Raw genomic sequence first — 25,244 nt, 5'->3', positions numbered from 1 at the left:
AAGCGCACAGCAGCCGGCCGACTCATCCCCGAGTCTGCCGGCTTCTTTGTGCGGTCAGCTCAGCGCTGCGACGTCGTGGCCCGCACCCAGGGCAGGGCCAGGCGTTCCACCAGGACCAGCACGTAGTAAAGGACGATGCTGATCAGCGCCAGCAGGGTGATCGCGGCGAACGCCGTCGAGGTGTCACCCTGGCCACTGGTCTGCACGATGATGGTGCCGAGGCCGTTCTCGCCGTACTGCATCTCGCCGACCACCACGCCGATGACCGCGAGCGGCATCGCCACCTTGAGCCCGACGAAGATCTGCGGCAGTGCGGCGGGCAGCCGCACCCGGACGAAGGTCTGCAGCCGGGACGCGTCCATCGACCGGACCAACTCGGCGAGGTCGGCCGGGGTGCTGGTCAGGCCGGTCGCGGTGGACAGCACGATCGGGAAGAAGCAGACCATGAACGCCATCGCCAGGATCGGCGTGCGCCCGTAGCCGAACCAGATCAGCACCAGCGGCGCGAGCGCCACCTTGGGCACCGCGTTGAACGCGACCAGCAGCGGCGCGAACATCCGCTCGAACGGCCGCCACGCGGCGATGGCGATCCCGAGTAGCACACCGACGCCCACCGAGAGCAGGAAGCCCTGCACCGTCGCCGCGGCGGTGTGCCAGGACTCTTCGAGAAGGAACTCGCGGTAACGGTTGAAGCCGCTGATCACCGCGGGCGGTGAGGGCAGCACGACCGTGTTGATCGAGAAGAGGGCCGTGCCGGCCCACCAGAGGCCGATCGCGATGGCGAGGCCGAGGAGCGGCCAGGCCACGGCGGCGAGGGTACGGCGGCTCGTGGACCCGGCCGGGTCGGCCGGCACCGGGGCGGGCGCAGTCGCCAGGTCAGTCATCAGTCTTGTCGCTTCCACTGGTCGGCACACGGGGCCCGCCGGCTCCGGCAGGCCCCGTGTCAATGCCGGATCAGGCGTTCGGCACCAACGAGAAGTTGATGATCTGCTCGGGCGTGAGCCCGGCCCCGATCTGCCCGGAGCCCTGCAGGATGGCGATGCTGCGCGCGACCCGCTGGCTGTCCAGCGCGCCCACCGGCACGCCGGAGGCCTCGGACCGGACGAACGGCGCCATCAGCGTCAACTCCGCCGCGGCCGACTTGGGGTTGGCGGTCGGCACGTTCTTCTGCAGCAGCTTGCCGGCCTCGTCGGGGTTGGTGATCGAGTCCTCGAGGCCCTTGAGCAGGGCCGCGGTGAACTTCTTCACCTTCTCCGGGTTCTCCTGGGCGTACTTGGTCGAGGTGATCAGCACGTTGCCGTAGAGATCCTGCAGGTAGTCGCTGTAGGGCAGCAGCACGGCCGTCTTCTTGGCGATGCCCTCGATGGTGGGCTTGCCGACCACGAACTGGCCGATGCCGTCCACCTTGTGCCCGGCCAGCGTGCCGAACAGCGTCTGCGGGTCGCCGTTCACGAACTTGACCTTGTTGAAGTCCACGTTGGCCAGCTTCGCGTACGTGGGGAACAGCGTTCTCACGACGGAGCCGGGTGCGTCGGCCAGCGTCTTACCCTCGAGGCTCTTCGGCGAGGTGATGCCGTAGCCCTCGAGCGACATGATCGCGGCCATGGTGCGCTGCTGCACGGCGCCGACCGCGGTGAAGCCGGTGACCTTGTCCTTGCCACCCATGGCGAGCAGGCCGCCGGTGAGGTCGATCGGCGTGAACTGGGCGGTGCCGGCGACGATCTGCTTGATGCCGGCGCCGCTGCCGGCGCCGATCTTGATGTCGACATCGAAGCCGGCGTCGCGGAAGTAGCCCTTTTCCTTGGCCACAAATGCGTACGAGTCGCGGCCGAACGAGCCGAACGACGTCAGGTAGGTGATCTTTTCCAGCGTCTGCGTGCCGCCGGACGCGCTGGTGTCATCGCCGTCGTCGCTGCAACCGGCTGCGGCGGCGAGGGTCGTGGCCAGCGCGGCGGCCACGAGCGTGCGGGTGAACGTTCTTCTGTGCACCGTGTTCCTTCCCAACCGAGGGGTGTAGAGCAGTCGGCGTCGGGCGGAGGGTGCACCGGCGCCGCGTGGAGGTGTGCGCGAAACTCGGGCGTTAGCGTAGGGGAACCCGCGCCGGAGAAAGATGACAGGTATGTCTCGAAGGGCCCTTGTGGACGGGGTGATCATGACGATGCACGATGAGGTGACTACAGTGTCAGCGCATCGATCCGACGCTATCGGGAGCGCCCGCAGATGATCCGACTCACCGGCGTCTCCCGAACCTTCGCGGGCCGATCCGGCGCCGTGGAGGCCCTGCGTGGCATCGATCTGACGGTTGGCGACGGCGAGTTCGTCGCCGTGCTCGGCCGCTCGGGCTGCGGAAAGTCCACACTGCTGCGATTGATCTCCGGCCTGCTGCCGGTCACCGCCGGCGAGGTGCGGGTGTCAGGCGAACGGGTGACCAAGCCGCGCCGCGACATCGCGATGATGTTCCAAAAGCCTGCCCTTTTGCCCTGGCGCTCCGTACTGGACAACGTGCTGCTCCCGGTGCAGATCTTCGGCGGCCGGAAGGCGGCCCACCGCGACCGCGCCGAGGAGTTGCTGGCCATGACCGGGCTGACCGGCTTCGCCAAGCGGCTGCCGCACGAGCTCTCCGGCGGCATGCAGCAGCGGGTGGCGCTGTGCCGGTCGCTGATCGCCAACCCACGGGTCATGCTCATGGACGAGCCGTTCTCCGCGCTGGACGCGCTGACCCGCGAGGAGCTCTCCGGTGAGCTGCAGCGCGTGCACATGGATCTCGGCACCACGATCGTCTTCGTCACCCACTCGATCGACGAGGCGGTGCTGCTCGCCGACCGGGTGGTCGTGCTGAGCCCGCGCCCGGGCCGGATCCGCGAGATCCTCGAGATCAAGATCCCCCGGCCACGCACCCTGGGCCGGGGCGCCCACCTCGAAGACGTCGCCCGGTGCAGCGCCGAGCTGCACGAACTCCTGATGGCCTAGGGACCGACGATGCGTGTCAGCCTGTTCACCGAGCCGCATCGCGGCGCGACCTACGACGACCAGCTCCGGCTGGCCCGGCACGCCGAGGACGGCGGCTTCGAGGGCTTCCTGCGCGCCGATCACTACCAGTCGATGGGCGCCGACCCCGGCCTGCCCGGCCCGACCGACGCCTGGCTCACGCTGGCCGGCCTGGCCCGCGAGACCTCCCGGCTGCGGATCGGCACGCTGGTCAGCTCGGCGACGTTCCGGCTGCCCGGCCCACTGGCGATCATGGTGGCCCAGGTGGACGCGATGAGCGGCGGCCGGGTCGAGCTGGGCCTGGGCGCCGGCTGGCTCGAACGCGAGCACACCTCCTACGGCATCCCGTTCCCGCCGCTGGGCGAGCGCTTCGACCGGCTGGCCGAGCAGCTCGCGATCATCACCGGGCTGTGGTCGACGCCCGACGGCGCCACGTTCAGTTACGACGGCAAGCACTACCAGCTGTTGGAGGCCCCGGCACTGCCCAAGCCGGTGCAGCGGCCCGGTCCGCCGATCATCGTCGGCGGCCGCGGCGCGAAACGCACCCCGGAGCTGGCCGGCCGCTTCGCGGACGAATTCAACATGCCGTTCAAGACAGTCGCGGAGACGGCGGCGGCCTTCGACCGGGTCCGGGCCGCGAGCAAACGGTACGGGCGCAGCGTCACGCTGTCAGCGGGGATCGTGGTGGCCCTGGGCCGCACCGACGCCGAAGCCCAGCGCCGGGCCGCGCCCCTGCACGTGCCCAGCGCGCTGCCGCCGGAGGACCCGGTGGTCGGCTCGCCGAATGCCCTGGTCCAGCGCATCGGCGAGTTCGCGGCGATCGGCGCCACCCGGATACATCTACGAGTGATCGACATGTCCGACCTGGACCACGTGGAACTCATCGCGTCCCAGGTCCTGCCTCAGGTGGGAGAAGAATGACGGAGCAGGTGCTGGGCGCGGTCGGCCAGGAGATCATGCTCGAGAACGACCGGGTCCGGGTGTGGCACATCACCCTGGCGCCGGGCGAGACGCAGCCGCTGCACCACCACGGGCTGGCCTACGTGGTGGTCGCGGTGCAGGGCGCCAAGAACGTGATCCACACCGCGTCGGGCGAGCGCATCGACGTGACGGAGGAGACCGGCGGCATCGTCTACCGGGAGCCGGGTCAGACCCACATGCTGACCAACGCCGGTGACACTGTGTATATCGGTCGAATCATTGAGTTGAAGACCGGCTTCGATCCCGCTTAAGCGGAATTTTGGCCTGCCTTAAGAAGCGGGCTCCGGACTGGCAGCGCCACGAAGCATTCCGTAACCTGCGCGGCATGGCATTTCGGACCTGGGCCAAGCTGTTGGCGGCCACCCTCGGCGTGGGCGCGCTGGCCGGCGCGAGCCAGCTCGGCCTGGCGTACGGCCTCGGCATCGTGCGGCTCACCCGTGTGCTGGACGTGACCACGCGTGATCAGTGGACCGCCCAGCTCGCCTGGGTGGCCTGGATCCCGATGCTGGCGTGCGTGACGGGCGCCCTGGCCGGAGCCACTCTGCTGCGGCGCTGGGCGCCGGGCTCGCCGGTGCCCGGCGTCGGCACCGAGCTGGCGCTGGCCTTCTCGGCCGCGGTCGGTGCCGGGCTCGTGGTGCCGCTGACCATGCAGCCGGCCCGCACGGCCCAGGTGGCGGGCGTGAACGAGGTGGTCGTGATCGCGATCTGCGCCGGCCTGGGCGCGCTGGTCGGCGTGTTCGCCGCGTGGGCCGCGCTGGCCCAGGCGATCGCCCGGTGGAGTCTCGCCACGATGGGCGCGGCGGTGTGGGTGATCGCGCTGGTGTCGGTCGCGCCGTCGCTGGCGCCCAGCGACCCGCTGCCGGCGATCCGGCTGGGCGTCTTCGACGCGGGCTTCCTGTCACCCGCAGTGACGCAGCGAACCGCGCTGGCCACGATGCCCGCGCTGGCGCTGGTGATCGGCGCGCTGCTGGGCTGGGCCGCGCGGCGGCGTGAGCTGCCGATCCTGACGGTCGCGCTGGCCGGCCTGCCCGGGCCCGCGCTGCTGACGATCGCGTACCTGATCGCCGGTCCCGGCGCCGGCGACGACCGCTATCAGGTGGTGCCGTACTGGGCGGCGATGACTGCCACGGGTGCCGGGGTGCTCGGGTCGGTGCTGGCGGCGGTGCTGCGCCGCGGCCCGGGGCCCGACGACGAGGACGACCGGGAGGACGCCGGGCCGGAGAAGCCGACGCTGCCGCAGCGCGCCGACCATCCGGAGTCGGCGCTCGCGGCCACGGCCGGCCCATCGACCTCCGGGACAGGCGGCGGTCCAGGCGGCGGCGGCTCGATCGGCGCCGGTGATCAGCCGCGCCCGGTCGACACCGATGACTTCGACCTACCGCAGCGAAACCGTTCCGTGGATACCCCGAAGCCGGGCTACCCGGCGTCCGGCCGGGCCGGTCGCGCGGATGGTCACGGTCGCGGCGACGGGCCAGGCGCAGCGCTGTCGGGCCCGGCCGGGCCCGGTGCGGGCCTCGGCGGGCCACCCCCGGTCGCGGCCAAGCCCGAGAAGCCGCGCCGCCGCGGCCGCCGGTCGAGCGTCGCGGACGCCTTCATCGGCCGCACCGGCGAGTTCCCGACCACCCAGCCGGACGACAGCACCGCCGAGTTCCCGGCGACCCGGCCCGGTGGTGATCTCCCAGGGCCCCGGCATGCGGACAGTACCGACGAATTCCCACCAGGCCGGCCCAGGAGCGGCGAGCCGGCTCCGTATGACGCCTTCGCCAGGGGCAACCCGGGCGAGGCGTCCCGCTCCGGCGGCGGCGCCCCCTGGTCCCCGGCCGCGGACCCGCACTACCCGGGCGGCCGGACCGAGCCCTCCCCGTACGCCTCCGCGCCCTACGTTCCGGAGCCCGCGACCCGCCCGCTGCCGCCCGGTGTCGGCACCTCGGCCCCGGAGCCCGGGCAGCCCCGCGGCACCGGCGGCCGGTTGGGCCGCAGCCTGCGCCCGTTCAGCCGGGGCAAGGTCACGGAGCCGCTGACGCCGGAGCCGACCGCGATCAGCGCGCCGCTGCCACACCCCGATCCGGTCACGCCGCCGCTGGCGGTGACCCCCGCACCGCGCGCTGACGCGGCGCCGAACCCGGTGGGCGAGACCCCGGACGGCAAGCGCAAGCCCAAGGGTGGCAAGGACGAGGACTACGTGGACTGGGTCAGCGGCCTGGGCAAATAGCCCGCGAACGCCGGCCACGTCGCCGGCAGACCAGCCGGCACCGGATCCACCACGGGTGGACGGTGGGCGGTTTGTCGCCTTCGTTCACGACGCCGAGCCGAAGCGCGGCCAACGCATAGGCGAACGTCAATGGAATGAGTTGTCGGGGATGTACCGCCCGGCGGCCCGGGGTCGCAGGATGTGGGCACGGCCCGACAGCACGGGCCCCGACGCAACGGAGTCGCCATGCCTACTGACGCACCCCGCCCGTCCCGCTTGCGACGCCTGCTATCGGCCGTCGCGATCGTCTTCGCGCTGACCGGCGGCAGCCTCGTCGCCCCCGCCGTAGTGGCGCCGACAACGACCGCCGCCGCCGCGGCCGCGGTCTACCCCACCTGCACTCTGTCGCGCTGCTCGGCGGCCCGGACCGCCCGCACCGGCTGGAGCTCGCTCGGCTGGCCGACCAGCCGGGGCTGGTACAGCTGGCCCTACGGCCGGTACAACTTCACCGGTGGCACGTTCCAGAACCGCGAGGGCCAGCTGCCCGCGAACGCCAACTACAACGAGTACGACGTCTACCCCCGGGCCAACGGTGCCGCGCGGGACGCGTACCGGATCGTGGTGAACCGGTCCACCCGTGAGACCTGGTTCACCCCCGACCACTACGTCAACTTTTACAAGCTCTGAGCCGAGCCCTCTCATTAGACGATAGGCAAGTAGACCTTTCCGCCGGCGGAAAGAAACTCCTCGCTCTTGTCCTTCATCCCCTGCGCCGCATATTCCTTGAGCTCCTGACTGATCTTCATCGAGCAGAACTTCGGCCCGCACATCGAGCAGAAATGTGCCGTCTTCGCGGGCGCGGCCGGCAGGGTCGCGTCGTGATAGGCCCGCGCGGTCTCCGGGTCCAGCGCCAGGTTGAACTGGTCCTCCCAGCGGAACTCGAAGCGGGCCTTACTCAGCGCGTCGTCCCAGTCCTGCGCGCCCGGGTGACCCTTGGCCAGGTCGGCGGCGTGCGCCGCGATCTTGTACGCGATCACCCCGGCCTTCACGTCGTCCCGGTCAGGCAGTCCCAGGTGCTCCTTGGGCGTGACGTAGCAGAGCATCGCGGTGCCGAACATGCCGATCATCGCCGCGCCGATGGCCGACGTGATGTGGTCGTACGCGGGCGCGATGTCCGTCGTGAGTGGACCGAGGGTGTAGAACGGCGCCCCGCCACACAGCTCCTGCTGCAGGTCGACATTCTCCTTGATCTTGTGCATCGGCACGTGGCCCGGCCCTTCGATCATCACCTGCACGCCGTGCTCCCAGGCGATGTGCGTCAGCTCCCCCAGGGTGCGCAGCTCGGCGAACTGCGCCGCGTCGTTGGCGTCCGCGATGGACCCCGGCCGCAGCCCGTCACCGAGCGAGAAGGTGACGTCGTAGCGCGCGAGAAGCTCGCAGAGCTCGGCGAAGTTGGTGTAGAGGAAGTTCTCGGTGTGGTGCGCGAGGCACCAGGCCGCCATGATCGAGCCGCCGCGCGACACGATGCCGGTGACCCGGTCCACCGCCAGCGGCACGTACGGCAGCAGCACCCCGGCGTGCACGGTCATGTAGTCGACGCCCTGCTCGGCCTGCTCGATCACGGTCTCCCGGAACACCTCCCAGGAGAGCTTCACCGGGTCGCCGTCGACCTTCTCCAGCGCCTGGTAGATCGGCACCGTGCCGATCGGCACCGCCGAGTTGCGCACGATCGCCTCGCGGGTCTCGTGGATGCGCTTGCCGGTGGACAGGTCCATCACGGTGTCGGCGCCCCAGCGGGTGGCCCAGGTCAGCTTCTCCACCTCCTCGGCCACCGACGACGTCACCGCGGACGTGCCGATGTTCGCGTTGATCTTCACCAGGAAGCGCGACCCGATGATCATCGGTTCGATCTCCGGATGGTTGATGTTGGCCGGCAGCACCGCGCGCCCGGCCGCGATCTCCTCCCGGACCACCTCGGCCTCGACGTTCTCCCGGATCGCGACGAACTCCATCTCCGGCGTGACGATCCCGGCCCGGGCGTAGGCGAGCTGGGTGGGCCGGGTGCCGGCCAGCGGCGTACCCGCGCCGGCCACCGGCGCCACGTCGCCGCGCTCGGCGATCCACGGACCGCGCAGCGGCGGCAGGCCCACCTCCGGGTCGCTGCCGGGACCCGACGTGTCGTAGAGCCGGACCGGCGGGTTGTCCCCGGTCAGTTCGATCTCGGCGAACGGCACCCGCAGGTCCGAACGCGAGCCCTCGACGTACACCTTGCGCCTCACGGTTCCTCCTAAACTAGTTCAAAAAGGACGGCACACGGCAGCGAGGCGCCGCCGAACGCCGGTAGAGCCGGTCAGGTAGCGAAGCCGAAGTGGTCCAGCGGGCCCGGGCCCGAGCCGAGCTTCCAGTCGCGGGAGCCGGCGAGCGCCCGCCCGACGTAGTCCTTCGCGGCGCGCACCGCGACCGGCAGCGGATCGCCCAGGGCCAGCCGCACCGCGATCGCGGACGAGAAGGTGCAGCCCGATCCGTGGTTGTTGCCGCTCGGCACCGGATCGCCGTCGAGCACCGTGGTGACGCCGTCCGCGTGCAGCACGTCCACCGCCGACTCGCTGCCGGTGACCACGACCGTGCCCGGCCCCCGCGCCGCCAGCGCCGCGGCCGCGTCGGCCGCCTCCGCCGCCGTCGTCACCCGGCGACCGAGCAAGGCGCCGGCTTCCTGCCGGTTCGGCGTCAAAACGCAGCGGTACGGCAGCAGCGGCGTGACCGCGCCGAGGTCCGACAGCCGGCTGCCGCTGGTGGCCACGAGCACCGGATCGACCACCAGGTTCGGCAGCTCACCGACCCGGGAAGCGATCAGCTCGGCCACCGCCGGATCCCCGATCATGCCGACCTTCACGGCGGCCGGGGCCAGGTCCGCCAACACCGCGTCCAGCTGGGCCGCCACCACGTCCACCGGCACCGGGTGGATCGCCCGCACGCCGCGGGTGTTCTGGGCGGTGACGGCGGTGAGCACCGACACGCCGTAGGCACCGAGCGCGGCAAAGGTCTTGAGATCGGCCTGAATCCCGGCCCCGCCCCCACTGTCGGAGCCGGCGATGGTCAGCACCACGACCGGCGTCATGCCCACACCCCCGGCTCGGCGCCCGTCTCAGACCGGATCACCGCTCCCGAACCACCCGCCCGCACCCCTGCCCCGACGCCCGCTTCAGACCGGATCACCGCTCCTGGGCCACCCGCCCGCACCCCCACCTCGACGCCCGCTTCAGACCGGATCACCGCCGCTGGGCCACCCGCCCGCATCCCCGCCGCTGCGGCGGCGAATGCGTCGGCCAGGGCTCGGGTCACCGCTTCTGGATCGTCCGCCCGCATCACCGCACCCAGGATGGCGATCCCGGCCGCCCCGGCCGCCGCGCAGGCGGCGGCCCGCTCCGGCGAGTGCACGCCACCCAGTGCCAGCCAGGGCACCGCACCGGCCAGGGCAGCCGCCCTCGACGGTCCGAGCGCCGGACCATAGCCGGGCTTGGTCGGCGTGGGGTAGACCGGCGACAGCGTCACGTAGTCCTCGGTGGACAATCGTGGCACTCCGTGGCACGAGCGGCCGATCAAGCCGACGCCAGCGGGCACCGGGTCGGCGGCCGAGAGGTGCACGGCGTCGCCACCGAGCGGGTCCGGGCCCGCGATCACGAGGCGCCCCACCGGAACCACCGCACGCAGGCTCTCGGCGAGGGCGCGCCTCTCGCCGTACCCCAGATCTCTTTCACGCAGCACGACCCAGGCGGCGCCGCCGCGGATCGCCGCCGCGACGACCTCGGGGAGCGGCCGCGCCGCGAGCCGGCGGTCGGTGAGCACGACCACGCCGGACGGGATCACCATGCCGGCTGCCCCTCGTCCGATGTGGATGCCAGGGCGTGATACCGCTTCGGGATCCGCCCGGCACCGAAGGCCAGCCGGCCCGCCACGACGGCGTGCCGCATCGCCGCGGCCATCCGCGCCGGGTCGACGGCGCGGGTGACGGCGCTGGCGATCAGCACCGCGTCGCAGCCCAGCTCCATCGCCAGCGCGGCGTCCGAGGCGGTGCCGATCCCCGCGTCGAGGATCACCGGCACGTCCACGCTGTCGCGGATGAGCCGGATGTGATGGGGATTGGAGATCCCCAGGCCCGACCCGATCGGGGCGCCGGCGGGCATCACCGCCGCGCACCCGGCGTCGGCCAGCCGGCGCGCGAGGATCGGATCGTCGCTGGTGTAGGGCAGCACCTGGAACCCGTCCGCGACCAGCGTCTCGGCCGCCCGCAGCAGCTCGACGCCGTCCGGCAGCAGGGTCCGATCGTCCCCGATGACCTCGAGCTTCACCAGGTCCGTCTCGAACGCGTCGCGGGCGAGATGGGCGGCCTTCACCGCGTCGGCGGCGGTGTAACACCCCGCGGTGTTCGGCAGGATGCGCATGCCGAGCCGGTCGAGCATCGGCAGCAGGCCGGGCCCCGCGGCGTCGACCCGGCGCAACGCGACCGTGACCAGCTCGGTGCCCGAGGCGACGACGGCCGCCTCCAGTGCGGCGAGGCTCTCCGCACCGCCGGTGCCCAGGATCAGCCGGGACTCGCCGAACATGTCAGCCCCCCTGCGCCGCGGTGAGCACCTCGACCCGGTCGCCGTCGCGCAACCGCGCGGCGGGCCACGAGGAGCGCGGCACCACCTCGCCGTTGACGGCGACCGCGACGCCACGCCGGGCGGTGGTCAGCTGTTCGACCAGCGCCTCGACGCTGACCACATCGACGTCCCGCGCGGCGCCGTTGACGATGACCTTCATCCGAACCTCCCCGGTGCGAACGCGTCCAGCAGTGGCGCCGACTTCCCGGTCGCCACCAGTTCGGCGATCAGATCGGCGGTGACGGGGGCGAGCAGCACCCCGTTGCGGTGGTGCCCGGCGGCGACGATCACGCCACCGGTGTGCGCGCCGAGCAGCGGCGCGTTGTCGGGGGTGGCCGGCCGGTGCCGCACGAGGGTCTCGACCAGGTCGCATTCACCCAGCTCAGGCACCAGGTCGGTGGCCGCGCGCAGCAGCTCGAGCACCTGCCCGGCGGTGACCGTGGCGTCGGCCCGTTCCTCCTGGGTCGCGCCGACGACCACCTCGCCGTCGGCGCGGGGCACGAGATAGACGTGCCGCCCGTCGGCCCAGCCGCTGATCACGTGCCGGAGCAGGCCGGGCTCGCCGCGCAGCCGCAGCACGAGACCCTTGACCGGCCGCACCGGCAACCCGGTCAGCGCGGCGGTCCCGGCACCCGCCGCGATCACGACGGCCCGATCCGCTCGCGCCGCGCTCTGCTCAGCCCCATCCAGCCTGGCGGCCGGGCCGGCTTCGACCGCTTCGCCTGACGTCGGGTGCTGGTTGGGCTGGACGAACCCGGGCTCGGGCTCGATCAGGTCAGGCACGATCGCCGGGCCCAGGGTCGCGCGCAGGGCGGCGACGACCCGGCGCGGGTCGACCTGACGGTCGTCCGGGGCGTGCGCGCCGCCGCGCAGCCGGGGTGACAACGCCGGCTCCAGCTCGCGGAGAACGCTGGGCAGCAGCGAATTCACCCCGAGCCCGTGCTCGCGCCGGTATTCCCAGAGCCGGCGCGCCTCGGCCAAGTCGTCGGCGGTGAGCGCGACGCTCAACGTGCCCACCTCGTCGTAGCCGACATCGATCCCGCTCTCCCGCTCCAGCTCGGCGGCGAACCCCGGCCACCGCGCCGCGGAGTCGACCATGAGCCCGGTCAGCGCCCGCTGACCGAATCCCGCCTCGCCGGCCGGGGCGAGCATGCCCGCGGCCGCGTACCAGGCACCGTCGTCGCCACCGCGGTCGTGGACGGTCACCGTCAATCCGCGCTGCCGACACCGCCAGGCGATCGAGAGCCCGATGATGCCGCCGCCGACGACCATGACCTCGGTCGCCGTCATCCCAGCGCCCGTAACAGGTCCTCGGTGGCCCGGCCCGGATCCGCCGCGGCCGCGACGGCGCCGACCACCGCGACCGCGGCGGCACCGGCGCCGATCAGCGACCGCGCGTTGCCGGCGGTCACTCCCCCGATGGCGACGATGGGTGTGTCCGGCACGGCAGCCGCGACCACGCCCACCGCGTCGGGCCCGAGCGGGCCCGGCAGTCCGGTCTTCGTGGTGGTCGCGAACGCCGGCCCGACTCCGAGATAGGAGGCTCCGGCGCGGCGCGCCGCCCGCGCCGCGGCGACGTCCCGGCAGGTGGCGCCCAGCACGCTCACCGGACCGAGGACCTTGCGGGCCACCGCGACCGGCAGGTCGGCGGCGCCCACGTGCCCGCCGTCCGCGCCGACCGCGAGCGCCACGTGCAGCCGGTCATTGACCAGGCACAACACCCTGTACGGGCGGCACAGCTCCAGGACGGCGTCGGCCAGTTCGTAGGCGTCGCGGTCGCTGACGTCGTCCTCGACGCGGACCTGGACCGCCAGCCGGTCGCAGCCGCCCAACCGCTGGGCGGCGGCGATCGCGGCCGCCACCACCAGCAGCGGCTGCCGGCCGGGCCGGGCATCCGTGATGACGTGCAGGTGCGGAAAAGCAGGGCCCACAACGCGCTCCTCCCTGCGCCGGCATGATCCGGATCAGGTTCGACGGTCGGGGGCCGCGACAGCCCCCCTCTCAGCCCGGTGCACCGGACTCCCGTGGGGTTGTTTCCGAGCAGACGGTAACCCGCCTCCCGCCGCCCGTAAACCCCCGCCTTCCTCCACTGTGGGTGGTCACACGGTCGCGCAGCGCCCGCACGCTGCGGGAACGGGCGCCGGCTCCCAGGCGAAGACGGGCGAGGAGATCAGCGCACGTCCCAGACCGGCTCGGGGGTCTCCACGACCTCGCCGTCGCTCTGGAAGAGGACGAAGCGGTCGAAGCCCCGGGTGAACCAGCGGTCGTGGGTCACCGCGATCACCGTGCCCTCGAACGCCTGCAGCCCCTCCTCCAGCGCCTCGGCCGACGCCAGGTCCAGGTTGTCCGTCGGCTCGTCGAGCAGCAGCACCGTCGCACCGGAGAGCTCCAGCAGCAGCACCAGGAAACGCGCCTGCTGCCCGCCGGACAGCGTGCCGAAGATCTGATCTCCCTGGGCGGCGAGCTCGTAGCGGTTCAGGGCCTTCATCGCGCCCGCGCGGTCCATCCCGGACCGGTGGTCGTCACCCCGCCAGAGGATTTCCACCAGGGTACGTTTCAGCAGCTCCGGCCGGTCGTGCGTCTGGGAGAAGTGACCCGGCCGGACCCGGGCGCCGAGCCGGGCGACGCCGTTGTGCGCGACGTGGGCCAGCGGCGCGCCATCGACCGGCTTGTTGTCCACGTCGGGCGCGGTGCCACCGGCCGCGAGCAGCCGCAGGAAGTGGGACTTGCCCGTGCCGTTGGCGCCCAGCACCGCGACCCGGTCGCCGTACCAGATCTCCAGGTCGAACGGGAATGTCAGATTCTCCAGTTCGAGCCCGGTGCACATCACCGCCCGCTTGCCCGTCCGGCCGCCGCGCAGGTTCATCCGCAGCGACTGCTCCTTGGGCGGCAACGGCGGCGGCCCGGCCTCCTCGAACTTGCGCAGCCGCGTCTGCGCCGCCTGATACCGCGACGCCAGCCCGTCGTTGAACGCCGACTTGGTCCGCAGCGTGAGGACCAGCTCGCGCAGCTTCTCGTGCTCCTCGTCCCAGCGCCGGCGCAGCTCCAGCAGCCGTTCGTGGCGATCGGACCGGGCCTCGTGCCAGGACGCGAAGCCGCCCGGATGCGTCCAGGCTCCGCCGCCCTCGACGGCCACGACCCTGCTCGCCGTCCGGGCCAGCAACTCCCGGTCGTGCGAGACGTAGAGCACCGACTTCGGCGACTCGCGCAGCCGCTCCTCCAGCCAGCGCTTGCCGGGCACGTCGAGGAAGTTGTCCGGCTCGTCGAGCAGCAGCACCTCGTCGCCGCCACGCAGCAGCAGATCGAGCGCGAACCGCTTCTGCTGACCGCCGGAGAGCGTCCGCACCGGACGATGCCGGACCTCCTCCCACGGCTTGCCGAGGATAGCGACGGCCACGACATCGAAGAGCACCTCGGCGTCATAGCCGCCCGCCTCGCCCCAGCCGGCGATGGCGTTGGCGTAGGCGATCTGGGCCTTCTCGGCGTCCGGCTCGCCCTCCAGCGCGGACTGGGCCGCGGCCAGCAGCGCACCCGCGGCCCGCAGCGGCGGCGCGACCAGCGACAGCGCCAGGTCGTCGAGGGTACGGTCATCGCCGATCATGCCGATGAACTGGCGCATCACGCCGAGCCCGCCGGTGCGCGCGACGCTGCCGATCGGCGTGGGCGTGTCCCCGGCGATCAACCGCAGCAGCGTGGTCTTGCCGGCCCCGTTCGGCCCGACCAGCGCCACCTTCGCACCCTCGCCGACCCGGAAGGACACGTCGGAGAAGAGCTCCCGGCCGTCCGGCAGCACAAATCCAACTCCGGACACGTCTACATAGCCCACGCGAGCATCCTCCCCGACAAGCTGTCGTGGGTCAGTTGGTTTTCCCGGTCACCCGCAGCACCCGGAACCCCCGCTGGCTGGCCGTTCGCGCCACATCCCAGCCCATTGACGTGAGCCAGGTGTGCAGCGAATCACCACCCAGGTTCCGGTTGATCACCAGCCAGCCGACACCATCGGGCGCCAGCCGGGGCAGCCACCGCTCCAGCAAGGCGTGCAGCTCGGCCTTGCCGACGTGGGTGGGCGGATTACTCCAGATCTGGGCAAAAGTGACGTCGGCGGGCACCTCGTCCGGGGCCGCGACGAGCACCCGGTCGGCGAGCCCGAGAGCCGCCGCGTTCTCGGCTGTCAGGGCCCGGGCACGGGCATTGACGTCGATCGCGTGCACGGTGGCGGCCGGCGCCTCGCTCGCGAGCACACACGCGATCGGGCCGTAGCCACAGCCGAGATCGAGCAGGGTGCCGGTGGTCGCGGCGGTGGGCAGGTCACCCTTGCGCAGCAGTACGGCCGTCCCGGGATCGAGCCGCCCGGCGGAGAACACCCCACCCGCGACGGCCAGGTCATAGGCGCGCCCAGCGGCGGTGAACTGGATGCGGCTCCGCTTCTCAGGAGCAGCGGGCTCGGCGCTGAAATAATGGTCGGCGGTCACGCGCCCATCCTCCCCCAACGTCGGGAGTACAACGACGCCAGGCCAGCCGAGGGTGCCGCACAGCCTGTGCGTCCATCGATCACGGTGCCCTCCTACCGTGACCTGCATGCCTGGCGACGCACACCCCCGCTCCGCCCACCGCGCGAGCCCGGCAGGCGGACTCGCGTTGCTGAACCCGCAGGCGCTGGTCCGCCAGGCCCAGGCCGGCCAGGCCCGCGCCCGCCGAGCGATCATCCGGCAGGCCGTCGCCCGCCAGTCAGCCAAGCTCCAGGCCACCCAGATCCGAACCGGACCCGCCCAGGCCGCGCACGTCCAGGCCGCGCACCTCCAAGCCGGGCAGGTTCAAGCCGGGCACCTCCGGGCCGGGCAGGTTCAAGCCGGGCACCTCCGGGCCGGACAGGCCGGGCACCTCCGGACCGGGCACGCCCGGGCCGGGCACGCCCAAGCCGCGCACACCGGGCAGGTCCAGGCCGGGCAGGTCCAGGCCGGGCAGGTCCAGGCCGGGCAGGTCCAGGCCGGGCAGGTCCAGGCCGGGCAGTCTCGGGCTGCTCGGTTTCGGGCTGCGAGTCGGCCGGTGTGGGATCTCGCCGTACCGGATCGGCCGGGCGCCCCGCAGCACCGGCAGCCTCGCGCCGGGCGGTGGCCCGCGGTGCCCGGCCCGCAATGGCGGCGGGCGCCGCAGCAGGCTCCGCAGTCGTTGATGCGTGGTCTCGGCGCGTTGATCGTCATGGCGATCGTCGGGTTGAGCGCGTTCTTCGTCGTCGCCGAGGAGCGCCGCGGGGACGGGCGCGAATCCGCCGCCCCGCCCGGCGCCGAGCCGGGCATCGCCTCCCGCGAGATCGACGCCGAGCCGCTGACCCAGCGCGAGGTGTTTCCCAAGCCGACGGTTCAGCCCACGGCGGACACGGCGGCCTATCAGGTGACCATGACGCACAGCGACAGCGAGTGCCGGATCGCCACGATCGGCGAACTCGGCGCGCTCCTGGAGGACCACGGCTGCGACCAGGTGGTCCGGGCCCGGCTGACCGCCCCCTACGGCGGCTACCAGGTCACCACCGGCGTCTTCAATCTCGCCGACGAGACCGGCGCCGGCCAGGTCAGCGAGCTCGCGGGCATCCTGGTCGAGAACGGCCGGGGCACCTTCACCACGCTGGGCGGGTCGGCCGGTGACCCGTTCACCGAGCCGATGGCCCAGGTAGGTTGGCGCAGCCGCGGTCACTTCCTGCTGTACTGCGTCGTCGCCCGACCCGACGGGCAACTCGTCACCGACGACGACCCGTACGCCGCGCGGATCACCGCCGAACTGGTCGAGGAATACCTCGGCGAGCGGGTTGTCGGGCAGCGGACGCTGGCCCCATAGCCCCGGGCCGGTCCGATCTCGATCGACTGCCATTCGAGGGGGTTCGATCCCTCGGCGACAGCCTCGGATCGCACTGACAAACACTCGAACGGCCCCGCGAGCTGGAGCAGTGGGCCGGCCGCGAGCAGGCGGGTGTCAGGTGCGGAGCCGGCGGGTGGCGTCGGCTCGGTCGGCGTATTCGGCCTCGGCGGGGTAGCCGACCGCGATCAGGGTGAGTCCGTGCGCGGGCGCGACCATGACCTCGCTGGATCGCTCCCGCAGGGTGAGCAGCTTGGCCGGCCAGTCCGGGTCGCGGCGGCCGTCGCCGACCGTCAGCATCGCGCCGACCAGGCTGCGCACCATCGCCTGGCAGAACGCGTCGGCCTGCACCGTCGCGACGGCTACCCCGTCCGGCTCCCGGCGCCAGTCCAGCCGGGTGATGGCCCGCACGGTGGTGGCGTGCTCCTTGCGCTTGCAGAACGCCGCGAAGTCGTGCAGCCCGACCAGCCCGGCGGCGGCCTCGCGCAGCCGGCCCAGGTCGAGCGGCCGCAGCCAGCCGATGGTGTCGTACCGCCGCAGCGGTTCCGGGCCGACGACCGTGTCGGCCACCCGGTATTCGTAGCGCCGGAAGGTGGCGGAGAACCGGGCGTCGAATGTGGACGGCACCGGCACGGCGGACCGTACCCGGGCGTCCGGCGGCATGAGGCCGGCCAGGCGGCGCACCAGCGACTCCGACAGCGATTCCCAGGCGGCGGTGGGCAGGTCGATGTGGCACACCTGCCCGGTCGCGTGCACCCCCGCGTCGGTGCGGCCGGCCACGGTCAGGCCCAGGTCCTGATCAGCTCCGACGAGCCTCTCCAGCGCCTCGAGAAGCACCCCGGCGACCGTGCGGCGGGAGGGCTGCACCGCCCAGCCGGAGAACTCCCGGCCGTCGTAGGAGACGTCCAGGCGGAGGCGCGTCGTGTCGGTCATGTGCGGGCGGTCCTCCGCTGGATCGTGGACGAGGAAGCCGTACAGGAAAAGGAAGGCCCGGCACCCCCAAAGGGTGCCGGGCCCAACAAACCTTGCGAAAAATCAGGCCTTGGCGTCGGTGTCTTCGCCTTCGACCTTGTCGCCGGAAGCGCTCACCGGCGGCTCAGCGTCCTGGTCAACGGGCGAAGACGCAGTCGCCTCGTCCTCGCGGGTCAGGGCCTCGACCTTGTCCTGCTGCGCGGCGGCCTTGCGGGCCGCCTTGTTGGCCGGCGCCGTGGTGGCCGCGATCTGCAGCTCCTCGACCAGCTCGATGACGGCCATCGGAGCGGCGTCACCCTTGCGGATGCCGACCTTGGTGATCCGGGTGTAGCCACCCGGGCGGTTGGTGTACCGCGGCGCGATCTGCTCGAACAGCGAGTAGACGACGTCCTTGTCCTTGACGACGCCCAGGACCCGGCGGCGGGAGTGCAGGTCACCGCGCTTGGCCTTGGTGATGAGCTGCTCCGCCAAGGGGCGCAGGCGCTTCGCCTTGGTCTCGGTGGTCTTGATCTTCCCGTGCCGGAAGAGCTCCGTGGCCAGGTTGGCCAGCAGCAGCTTCTCGTGCGCCGGGCTGCCGCCGAGGCGGGGACCCTTGGTGGGCGTGGGCATCTTCTTGCTCCTCGTTGAAATTCCTGCAGGGCGGCGCAGCCGCCTCGCTCACGCGGCAGCCGGGATTAGAGCTGCTCGGTCTCGCGGTAGTCGTCGGTGTCGTAGTCCACGTCGCCGAACGAGTCGACCACGTGCGCCGGGTCGAAGGACGGCGCGCTGTCCTTGAGGCCCAGGCCCATTCCGGCGAGCTTCATCTTGACCTCGTCGATGGACTTCTGACCGAAATTCCTTATATCCAGAAGGTCGGCCTCCGTCCGCCCGATGAGTTCACCGACGGTGTTGATGCCCTCGCGCTTGAGGCAGTTGTACGACCGGACGGTGAGGTCCAGCTCCTCGATCGGCAGGGCCAGATCGGCGGCCAGCTGCGCGTCCTGCGGGGACGGGCCGATGTCGATGCCCTCGGCGGTCTCGTCCAGCTCGCGGCAGAGACCGAACAGCTCGACCAGGGTCGAGCCGGCCGAGGCCAGCGCGGTGCGGGGCGAGATCGACGCCTTGGACTCGACGTCGATGATCAGCCGGTCGAAGTCGGTGCGCTGCTCGACGCGGGTCGCCTCGACGCGGTAGGTCACCTTCATGACCGGCGAGTAGATCGAGTCGACCGGGATGCGGCCGATCTCGGCGCCGGCGCTCTTGTTCTGCGCGGCCGTGACGTAGCCACGACCCCGCTCGACGGTGAGCTCCATGTCGAGCCGGCCCTTGCTGTTGAGCGTGGCCAGCTTCAGGTCGGGGTTGTGCACGGAGACGCCGGCCGGGGGCTGGATGTCACCCGCGGTGACGTCGCCCGGGCCCTGCTTGCGCAGGTACATGCTGACGGGCTCGTCGTGCTCGGAGCTCACGGTCAGCTCCTTGACGTTCATGACCAGCTCGACCACGTCCTCCTTGACACCGGGGATCGTGGTGAACTCGTGCAGGACGCCGTCGATCTTGATGCTGGTGACCGCCGCGCCCGGGATGGACGACAGCAGGGTCCGCCGCAGTGAGTTGCCGAGGGTGTAGCCGAAGCCCGGCTCCAGGGGCTCGATGGTGAACCGGGAGCGGGTCTCGCTGAGCGACTCTTCCGAGAGGCTCGGGCGCTGGCTGATAAGCACGTGGTTCTTCTCTCTGTCAGGGCATCCGCTATATGACGCCCGTCTGAATAGGGTGCCGGCCCGGGTGGGCCGGCACCCCGTAGCGCTACTTGGAGTAGAGCTCGACGATCAGCTGCTCCTGGACCTGCGTGTCGATGACCTGACGCGCCGGGAGCGAGTGGATCAGGATCTTCATCTCGCTCGGGATGGGCTCCAGCCACGCCGGCACACCGCGCGAGCCCGACTGGGCCTGCGCGACGACGAACGGCGTCATCTCGCGGGACTTCTCCCGGACCTGCACGATGTCGTGGTCCTTCACCCGGTACGACGGGATGTCGACCTTGACACCGTTGACCAGCAGGTGGCCGTGCTTGACCAGCTGACGGGCCATGTCGCGGGACGCGGCGAAGCCGGCCCGGTAGACGACGTTGTCGAGACGGGACTCGAGGATCTGCAGCAGCACCTCACCGGTCTTGCCGGGCTTGGTGACAGCCTCCTCGTAGTAACCGCGGAACTGCTTCTCGAGCACGCCATAGGTGCGGCGGGCCTTCTGCTTCTCGCGGTGCTGGAGCAGGTATTCGGTCTCCTTGGTCCGACCGCGGCCGTGCTGGCCGGGCGGGAAGGGACGCGACTCGAACGGGCACTTGGGCCCATCGCACTTGCTGCCCTTGAGGAACAGCTTCATCTTCTCGCGGCGGCAGCGCTTGCAGTCCGCCCCTGTGTAACGAGCCATGCTTCGATCTCTCCCTTAGACCCGGCGACGCTTAGGCGGACGGCAACCGTTGTGCGGCTGCGGCGTGACGTCGGAGATCTGACCGACCTCGAGGCCCGCGGCCTGCAGCGAACGGATGGCGGTCTCCCGGCCGGAGCCGGGGCCCTTGACGAACACGTCGACCTTGCGCATGCCGTGCTCCATGGCCCGACGAGCGGCGGCCTCGGCGGCCAGCTGCGCGGCGAACGGAGTCGACTTGCGGGAGCCCTTGAAGCCCACCTGGCCGGACGAGGCCCAGGAGATCACAGCACCGGTCGGGTCGGTGATCGACACGATGGTGTTGTTGAAGGTGCTCTTGATGTGCGCCTGCCCGTGGGCGACGTTCTTGCGTTCCTTGCGACGGACCTTCTTGACAGGTGCTCCGGCGCGTGCCTTCGGTGGCATAAGTCAGTGCGCTCCTATTACTTCCGACCGGGCTTCTTCTTGCCAGCGACCGTGCGCTTCGGACCCTTGCGGGTACGAGCGTTGGTCCGCGTCCGCTGTCCGCGGACGGGGAGACCCCGGCGGTGGCGGATGCCGGCGTAGCAGCCGATCTCGACCTTGCGGCGGATGTCGGCGGCGACCTCGCGGCGCAGGTCGCCTTCAACCTTGAAATTGCCCTCGATGTAGTCGCGGAGCTGGACCAGCTCCTCGTCTGTGAGGTCCTTGGCGCGCTTGTTCAGGTCAATGCCGGTCGAGGTGAGCGCCTCAACGGCGCGGGTCCGACCGACCCCGAAGATGTAGGTGAGCGCGATCTCCATCCGCTTTTCGCGGGGAAGATCGACGCCGACGAGTCGAGCCATAAGTGGGCGTACTCCTCAGGTGTCTCACGGAGGTCTGTGCCCGACCCATCCCGCCTGCCCGGGCGGGCCCCGGCCTCCGACCGGGGGTGACACCGCGCTTCATCGTGAGACGAATCCGCGGCTGGGACGAGCTTGTTCGGTGGTACGGATCTGGCAGTGCGCTTACCGAATCAGCCGGAGCTGACTCAGCCCTGGCGCTGCTTGTGACGCGCGTCGGTCTTGCAGATGACCATGACGCGGCCGTGCCGCCGGATGACCCGGCAGTTGTTGCAGATCCGCTTGACGCTCGGCTTGACCTTCACGGTTGTGCCTTGACTCTCTGTCAGACGGGACTAGGCGTAGCCCCCGCGACCCTTACTTGTAGCGGTAGACGATTCGCCCGCGGGTCAGGTCGTACGGCGAAAGCTCGACGACGACCCTGTCCTCCGGGAGGATGCGGATGTAGTGCTGCCGCATCTTGCCGCTGATATGAGCCAGTACCTTGTGACCATTAGCAAGCTCCACACGGAACATGGCGTTCGGCAGAGGCTCGATCACTCGGCCTTCGATCTCGATGGCTCCGTCTTTCTTTGGCATGTCCTCCGCTACCTGACATCGGGTTCTGGGGCAGGCACACAACGTTCATTCCGGGTCGAGGGATCGAGCCGGAACCAGCCGCGGCTCCTCCACCACCGAAGCGCTGGTGGACATGGAAGAGTGGACGCTGCGCGCCAGCTAGCCAGTGTACGCGCGCCGAGCATCGACACCAAACCGAGGTACCCGTAACCCGGGGTCGGGTGTGTCATCCCCGGTTTTTGTCCTTGTTCGGGGCGGGTTGCGCGATTTCGCCCCGGGCGATGGCCTCGGCCTCCAGCGCCTTGCGTTCCCGCTTCAACCGCTTCGCCTGCTCCTTGCGAGCCCGCTTCTCGGCCTGCTTGCGCGGCTCGCCGTTGGCCAGGCCGGCGATGGTGACGAAGACCAGGACGGCGCCCCACGGACCGGCCACCCAGATCGGCCAGAAGTTGAGCAGGTCGGCGGAGGCGACGCTGGAGATGAGCCAGATCATCGTGGTGATCCCCGCGACCGCGACCCAGCTCGACCAGACCTCACCCACCCAGCGGCGGGCCAGCTCGGCGTTGGAGGCGTCCACCAGCGGAGTGGCGAGGGCATCGGACGGGCGGCGCTGAGCCGGCACCGGCAGCGCGGCCGACGGCAGGTCGCTGAGCAAGGGATGCAGGTCACCGTAGGTCTTGGCGGCGTACGCCTGCTGCAGCCGCTCGTCGTATTCGTGCAGATCCAGCCGGCCCTCGTCCAGCGCCGCCTTCAGCTCATCCGCGACGGCCTGCCGATCGGCGTCGGCCGCCCTCATCTCGTCCCGGCCCATACCCTCCAGCATGCCAGCAGCGGGCCAGGATCAGCGTCAGCGATTCCGGCGGGACGACCGGCCGATGACCCCGAAGATCAGCGGGATGAGCATCCAGAGCGGCCAGGGGTAGAGGAACTCGCCGGAGCCCAGGCAGGACAGACCCCAGATCACGACGCAGACGAGCACCACGCCGCCGTACGGGGCCAGGAACGGCGAACCGCCCGGCTTGCGCACTTCCCCTACCTCGGGCGCCGGTCGCGGCGCAGCGGGCGCCTGATAGGGCTCCACCCGGGACTGCTGGGCCGGTATCGGGCCGGGCAGGTCGGTCACCAGGGTGTCGAGATCGCCGAACGTCTTCGCGGTGTACGTCTGCTGCAGCCGCTCGTCGTATTCGTGCAGATCCAGCCGGCCCTCGTCCAGCGCCGCCTTCAGCCTGTCCGCGATCACCTGGCGGTCACCGTCGCCGGCCCGCATCTCTTCACGCCCCATACGAACCAGCATGCCACCAGCGTGGCTCGCCGTTTCACTCCCTTTACTCCGGGAGGGAGCCAACCGCGGGCTGGCGCGAGGTGACGAGGTCGCCCAGGCGGGCCCGGCCGCCGTCCGGCGCGGTGGTGACCCACACACCGTCGTCGAGCAGGGCCATCGTGTGCTCCACATGCGCGGCCATCGAGCCGTCGCGGGTGACAACGGTCCAGCCGTCGTCCAACTCCACGGTGCGGGGCGAACCCATGGTGATCATCGGCTCGATCGCCAGGCACAGGCCGGGCACCAGGCGCGGGCCCTTGCCGGGCTTGCCGTGGTTGAGCACGTGCGGATCCTGGTGCATCTCGGTGCCGATGCCGTGGCCGCCGTAGCCGTCCACGATGCCGTAGCGGCCGGCCTTGCGAACGGTCTTCTCGACGTTGAACGAGATGTCGGTCAGCCGGCCCCGGCCGTTGGCGGCGCCGCGGGCCGCGGCGGCGATGCCGGCCCACATGGAATCCTCCGCCACCTGGGCCATGGTGAGCAGCGCCGGGTCGGTCTCGCCCACCCCGACGGTGATCGCGGAGTCGCCGTGCCAGCCGTTCAGGATCGCGCCGCAGTCGAGCGAGAGCAGGTCGCCCTCCTTGAGCACCTGCTCGGCCGCCGGGATGCCGTGCACGACCTGCTCGTTGACCGAGGCGCAGATCGAGGCGGGGAAGCCGTGATAGCCCTTGAAGGACGGGACCGCGCCGGCCTCGCGGATGACCTTCTCCGCGATCGCGTCGAGGTCGGCCGTGGAGACGCCCGGGGCGACCGCGTCCCGCATCGCCTCGAGGGCCGCGAAGACGACCAGGCCGGCGCCGCGCATCAGCTCGATCTGCTCCGGGGTCTTCAGCTGAATGTCCAGCTGTTGACGACGCATCGCGCTATCCCCCGTACGACCGCAGGGCGTCGATGGCGCGCACCGTGACGTCCTCGACCGGTCCGGTCGCGTCTATGCCCACCAGCTTGCCCTGGGCCCCGTAGAAGTCCACCAGCGGCGCGGTCTTGTCGGCGTATTCGACCAGCCGGTTGGCGATCGTCTCGGCCTTGTCGTCGTCGCGCTGGAACAGCTCGGAGCCACACCTGTCGCAGATGTTCTCCTTGCTGGTCGGATCGAACTCGACGTGCCAGATCTTGCCGCAACCACGACAGGTCCGGCGGCCCGAGAGCCGCCGGATCACTTCGTCGTCGTCGACGACCAGTTCCATCACCAGATCGAGCGCGATGCCGAGGTCGGCCAGCAGCTTGTCGAGCGCCGACGCCTGCGGGACGGTTCTCGGGAAACCGTCCAGCAGGAAGCCGTCGCCGGCGTCGGGCTCGGCGAGCCGGTCGCGGACCATGTTGATGGTCACCTCGTCGGGGACGAGATTGCCCGCGTCCATGTAGCGCTTCGCCTCGACGCCGAGCGGTGTCCCCTGCGAGACGTTGGCCCGGAAGATGTCACCGGTCGAGATCTTCGGTACGGCGAGATGGGCGGCAATGAACTCAGCCTGGGTCCCCTTGCCGGCCCCCGGGGGGCCCACCAGTACCAGCCGCACCTACATCGCCTCGCTTAGGTGAGTTGAGATCCTCGACGCGCGAGCCCCCCGGCTCCGCGTCGCCACTACCGGAGGAACCCTTCGTAGTTGCGCTGCATCAGCTGGCTCTCGATCTGCTTGACCGTTTCCAGACCCACGCCCACCATGATCAGCACCGCCGTACCGCCGAACGGGAAGTTCTGGTACTGCGCGCTGTTCAGCCAGATGAAGAAGAAGTTCGGCAGGACCGAGATCAGACCGAGGTAGAGCGCACCCGGCAGGGTGATCCGGCTGAGGATGAAGTCCAGGTAGTCGGCGGTCGGCTTGCCGGGCCGGATGCCCGGGACGAAACCACCGTACTTCTTCATGTTCTCCGCGACCTCGGTCGGGTTGAACGTGATCGAGACGTAGAAGTACGTGAAGAAGATGATCAGCAGGAAGTACGTGGTGATGTAGATCCAGTGGCTCGGGTCAGCCAGGTTGTTCTGGATCCACTGCTGATAGCCCTTGAGGTTGTTCTGGTCGAAGAACTGCAGGTACAGCTGCGGCAGGTAGAGCAGCGAGGACCCGAAGATCACCGGCACGACACCGGCCTGGTTGACCTTCAGCGGGATGTACGTCGAGGTGCCGCCGTACATGCGCCGGCCGATCATGCGCTTCGCGTACTGCACCGGGATGCGGCGCTGGGCCTGCTCGATGAAGACGACGGCGCAGATGACGATCAGCACGAGGGCGATCACCAGCAGGAACTTGGCGACGCCGCTGCTCTCCTTGATCGTCCAGCCCTCGCCGGGAAGGCGGGCGGCGATCGACGCGAAGATCAGGACGGACATGCCGTTGCCGACGCCGCGGTCGGTGATGAGCTCGCCGAGCCACATGACCACGCCGGTGCCGGCCGTCATCGTGATGACCAGCATGACCAGGGTCAGCCACATCGGGACGCCGGTGTTCTCCGGCACGATCTGGAAGTTCGACTGGTCCTGCGGGCACGCGTTGGCGAAGAGCTGGCCGGAGCGGGCC

General features: G+C 70.9%; 30 protein-coding genes, 1 pseudogene and 1 riboswitch. Of the genes and pseudogenes, 6 read left to right on the top strand and 25 right to left on the bottom strand.

Going from position 1 to position 25,244, the window contains the following annotated elements; genetic code table 11:
• Positions 1–59: 59 nt before the first annotated feature.
• Together DMB66_RS11945 and DMB66_RS11940 are read right to left on the bottom strand one after the other, a co-directional pair.
• Positions 60–884, bottom strand: a complete 825-nt coding sequence (locus DMB66_RS11945; RefSeq protein WP_125804120.1) for an ABC transporter permease — start codon at positions 882–884, stop codon at positions 60–62.
• Positions 885–954: 70 nt separating this feature from the next.
• Entirely contained in the window at positions 955–1,989 is a 1,035-nt protein-coding gene (locus DMB66_RS11940; RefSeq protein WP_233624492.1) for an ABC transporter substrate-binding protein, read from the bottom strand.
• A gap of 231 nt (positions 1,990–2,220) precedes the next feature.
• Between DMB66_RS11940 and DMB66_RS11935 the strand changes: the two genes are divergently transcribed.
• The 5 genes from DMB66_RS11935 (at position 2,221) to DMB66_RS11915 (ending at position 6,847) form a co-directional block, all read left to right on the top strand.
• Positions 2,221–2,970 (top strand): ABC transporter ATP-binding protein, encoded by a 750-nt coding sequence (locus DMB66_RS11935; protein ID WP_125804118.1) that lies wholly within the window; start codon positions 2,221–2,223, stop codon positions 2,968–2,970.
• 9 nt (positions 2,971–2,979) lie between these two features.
• Positions 2,980–3,909 (top strand): LLM class F420-dependent oxidoreductase, encoded by a 930-nt coding sequence (locus DMB66_RS11930; protein ID WP_125804117.1) that lies wholly within the window; start codon positions 2,980–2,982, stop codon positions 3,907–3,909.
• The gene (locus DMB66_RS11925) at positions 3,906–4,220 is read left to right on the top strand and encodes a cupin (RefSeq protein WP_125804116.1); all 315 of its coding nucleotides are present in this window, start codon (positions 3,906–3,908) and stop codon (positions 4,218–4,220) included. The genes DMB66_RS11930 and DMB66_RS11925 overlap by 4 nt, the downstream gene beginning before the upstream one ends.
• A 74-nt stretch (positions 4,221–4,294) precedes the next feature.
• Positions 4,295–6,181, top strand: a complete 1,887-nt coding sequence (locus tag DMB66_RS11920; protein ID WP_125804115.1) for a hypothetical protein — start codon at positions 4,295–4,297, stop codon at positions 6,179–6,181.
• Between the two features lie 225 nt (positions 6,182–6,406).
• On the top strand, positions 6,407–6,847 hold the full coding sequence (locus tag DMB66_RS11915) for a ribonuclease domain-containing protein (RefSeq protein WP_125804114.1): 441 nt from the start codon (positions 6,407–6,409) through the stop codon (positions 6,845–6,847).
• Between the two features lie 14 nt (positions 6,848–6,861).
• Here the strand turns inward: DMB66_RS11915 and thiC are convergent, their stop codons facing one another.
• From thiC to DMB66_RS11865, 10 genes and pseudogenes are all read right to left on the bottom strand, one after another.
• Positions 6,862–8,439, bottom strand: a complete 1,578-nt coding sequence (thiC, locus tag DMB66_RS11910; RefSeq protein ID WP_125804113.1) for a phosphomethylpyrimidine synthase ThiC — start codon at positions 8,437–8,439, stop codon at positions 6,862–6,864.
• Positions 8,440–8,510: 71 nt separating this feature from the next.
• Positions 8,511–9,278: a bifunctional hydroxymethylpyrimidine kinase/phosphomethylpyrimidine kinase gene (gene thiD / locus DMB66_RS11905; protein WP_125804112.1), complete on the bottom strand. Its 768-nt coding sequence runs from the start codon at positions 9,276–9,278 to the stop codon at positions 8,511–8,513.
• Positions 9,279–9,451: 173 nt separating this feature from the next.
• A pseudogene (locus DMB66_RS11900) lies at positions 9,452–10,030 on the bottom strand (thiamine phosphate synthase); the annotation flags it as partial.
• A complete protein-coding gene (locus DMB66_RS11895; protein WP_125804110.1) occupies positions 10,024–10,764 on the bottom strand; it encodes a thiazole synthase in 741 nt (246 codons plus the stop codon). The gene DMB66_RS11895 and the pseudogene DMB66_RS11900, both read right to left, overlap by 7 nt.
• 1 nt (position 10,765) lies before the next feature.
• Positions 10,766–10,963 (bottom strand): sulfur carrier protein ThiS, encoded by a 198-nt coding sequence (gene thiS, locus DMB66_RS11890; RefSeq protein ID WP_125804109.1) that lies wholly within the window; start codon positions 10,961–10,963, stop codon positions 10,766–10,768.
• On the bottom strand, positions 10,960–12,093 hold the full coding sequence (thiO, locus tag DMB66_RS11885) for a glycine oxidase ThiO (protein ID WP_125804108.1): 1,134 nt from the start codon (positions 12,091–12,093) through the stop codon (positions 10,960–10,962). The genes thiS and thiO overlap by 4 nt, the downstream gene beginning before the upstream one ends.
• Positions 12,090–12,713, bottom strand: coding sequence for a thiamine phosphate synthase (gene thiE / locus DMB66_RS11880; RefSeq protein ID WP_370318361.1), 624 nt, complete (start codon positions 12,711–12,713; stop codon positions 12,090–12,092). Before thiE ends, thiO begins: the two co-directional genes overlap by 4 nt.
• Positions 12,714–12,727: 14 nt before the next feature.
• A riboswitch (TPP riboswitch) is annotated at positions 12,728–12,839 on the bottom strand.
• Positions 12,840–12,973: 134 nt separating this feature from the next.
• Positions 12,974–14,629 (bottom strand): ABC-F family ATP-binding cassette domain-containing protein, encoded by a 1,656-nt coding sequence (locus DMB66_RS11875; protein ID WP_125804106.1) that lies wholly within the window; start codon positions 14,627–14,629, stop codon positions 12,974–12,976.
• A 31-nt stretch (positions 14,630–14,660) separates the two neighbouring features.
• Positions 14,661–15,275, bottom strand: coding sequence for a class I SAM-dependent methyltransferase (locus tag DMB66_RS11870; protein ID WP_125804105.1), 615 nt, complete (start codon positions 15,273–15,275; stop codon positions 14,661–14,663).
• 256 nt (positions 15,276–15,531) lie between these two features.
• Positions 15,532–15,894, bottom strand: a complete 363-nt coding sequence (locus DMB66_RS11865) for a hypothetical protein (RefSeq protein ID WP_125804104.1) — start codon at positions 15,892–15,894, stop codon at positions 15,532–15,534.
• Positions 15,895–15,924: 30 nt separating this feature from the next.
• On the opposite strand from DMB66_RS11865, the gene DMB66_RS11860 reads away from it, so the two are divergent.
• On the top strand, positions 15,925–16,635 hold the full coding sequence (locus DMB66_RS11860) for a hypothetical protein (RefSeq protein WP_125804103.1): 711 nt from the start codon (positions 15,925–15,927) through the stop codon (positions 16,633–16,635).
• Positions 16,636–16,770: 135 nt separating this feature from the next.
• On the opposite strand, the gene truA is transcribed toward DMB66_RS11860, so the two are convergent.
• From truA to secY, 13 genes are all read right to left on the bottom strand, one after another.
• Positions 16,771–17,586 carry a tRNA pseudouridine(38-40) synthase TruA gene (truA, locus tag DMB66_RS11855; RefSeq protein WP_125804102.1) on the bottom strand — a complete coding sequence of 272 codons (816 nt, stop codon included), beginning with the start codon at positions 17,584–17,586 and terminating at the stop codon, positions 16,771–16,773.
• Positions 17,587–17,688: 102 nt separating this feature from the next.
• A complete protein-coding gene (gene rplQ, locus DMB66_RS11850) occupies positions 17,689–18,234 on the bottom strand; it encodes a 50S ribosomal protein L17 (RefSeq protein WP_125804101.1) in 546 nt (181 codons plus the stop codon).
• 65 nt (positions 18,235–18,299) lie between these two features.
• Positions 18,300–19,322 (bottom strand): DNA-directed RNA polymerase subunit alpha, encoded by a 1,023-nt coding sequence (locus DMB66_RS11845; RefSeq protein ID WP_023358222.1) that lies wholly within the window; start codon positions 19,320–19,322, stop codon positions 18,300–18,302.
• 85 nt (positions 19,323–19,407) lie between these two features.
• Positions 19,408–20,034: a 30S ribosomal protein S4 gene (rpsD, locus tag DMB66_RS11840; RefSeq protein WP_125804100.1), complete on the bottom strand. Its 627-nt coding sequence runs from the start codon at positions 20,032–20,034 to the stop codon at positions 19,408–19,410.
• A gap of 15 nt (positions 20,035–20,049) precedes the next feature.
• The gene (rpsK, locus tag DMB66_RS11835) at positions 20,050–20,457 is read right to left on the bottom strand and encodes a 30S ribosomal protein S11 (RefSeq protein ID WP_015619020.1); all 408 of its coding nucleotides are present in this window, start codon (positions 20,455–20,457) and stop codon (positions 20,050–20,052) included.
• Positions 20,458–20,474: 17 nt separating this feature from the next.
• Positions 20,475–20,855, bottom strand: a complete 381-nt coding sequence (gene rpsM / locus DMB66_RS11830; protein WP_023358218.1) for a 30S ribosomal protein S13 — start codon at positions 20,853–20,855, stop codon at positions 20,475–20,477.
• A 185-nt stretch (positions 20,856–21,040) separates the two neighbouring features.
• A complete protein-coding gene (gene rpmJ, locus DMB66_RS11825) occupies positions 21,041–21,157 on the bottom strand; it encodes a 50S ribosomal protein L36 (protein WP_015619018.1) in 117 nt (38 codons plus the stop codon).
• A 52-nt stretch (positions 21,158–21,209) separates the two neighbouring features.
• Positions 21,210–21,431 carry a translation initiation factor IF-1 gene (infA, locus tag DMB66_RS11820; protein WP_007073013.1) on the bottom strand — a complete coding sequence of 74 codons (222 nt, stop codon included), beginning with the start codon at positions 21,429–21,431 and terminating at the stop codon, positions 21,210–21,212.
• A 205-nt stretch (positions 21,432–21,636) separates the two neighbouring features.
• A complete protein-coding gene (locus DMB66_RS11815; protein WP_125804150.1) occupies positions 21,637–22,203 on the bottom strand; it encodes a DUF1707 domain-containing protein in 567 nt (188 codons plus the stop codon).
• A 51-nt stretch (positions 22,204–22,254) separates the two neighbouring features.
• The gene (locus DMB66_RS11810; protein WP_233624490.1) at positions 22,255–22,701 is read right to left on the bottom strand and encodes a DUF1707 domain-containing protein; all 447 of its coding nucleotides are present in this window, start codon (positions 22,699–22,701) and stop codon (positions 22,255–22,257) included.
• A 31-nt stretch (positions 22,702–22,732) separates the two neighbouring features.
• The gene (gene map, locus DMB66_RS11805; RefSeq protein WP_125804099.1) at positions 22,733–23,587 is read right to left on the bottom strand and encodes a type I methionyl aminopeptidase; all 855 of its coding nucleotides are present in this window, start codon (positions 23,585–23,587) and stop codon (positions 22,733–22,735) included.
• A gap of 4 nt (positions 23,588–23,591) precedes the next feature.
• Positions 23,592–24,245: an adenylate kinase gene (locus tag DMB66_RS11800; protein WP_125804098.1), complete on the bottom strand. Its 654-nt coding sequence runs from the start codon at positions 24,243–24,245 to the stop codon at positions 23,592–23,594.
• A 65-nt stretch (positions 24,246–24,310) separates the two neighbouring features.
• The coding region (gene secY, locus DMB66_RS11795; RefSeq protein WP_125804097.1) for a preprotein translocase subunit SecY at positions 24,311–25,244 on the bottom strand (934 nt) is incomplete at its 5' end.

The sequence above is a fragment of the Actinoplanes sp. ATCC 53533 genome, assembly GCF_003947245.1.
Note: the sequence above shows the minus strand (reverse complement) of the source record. Positions and strands in the feature narration are given on the sequence as shown.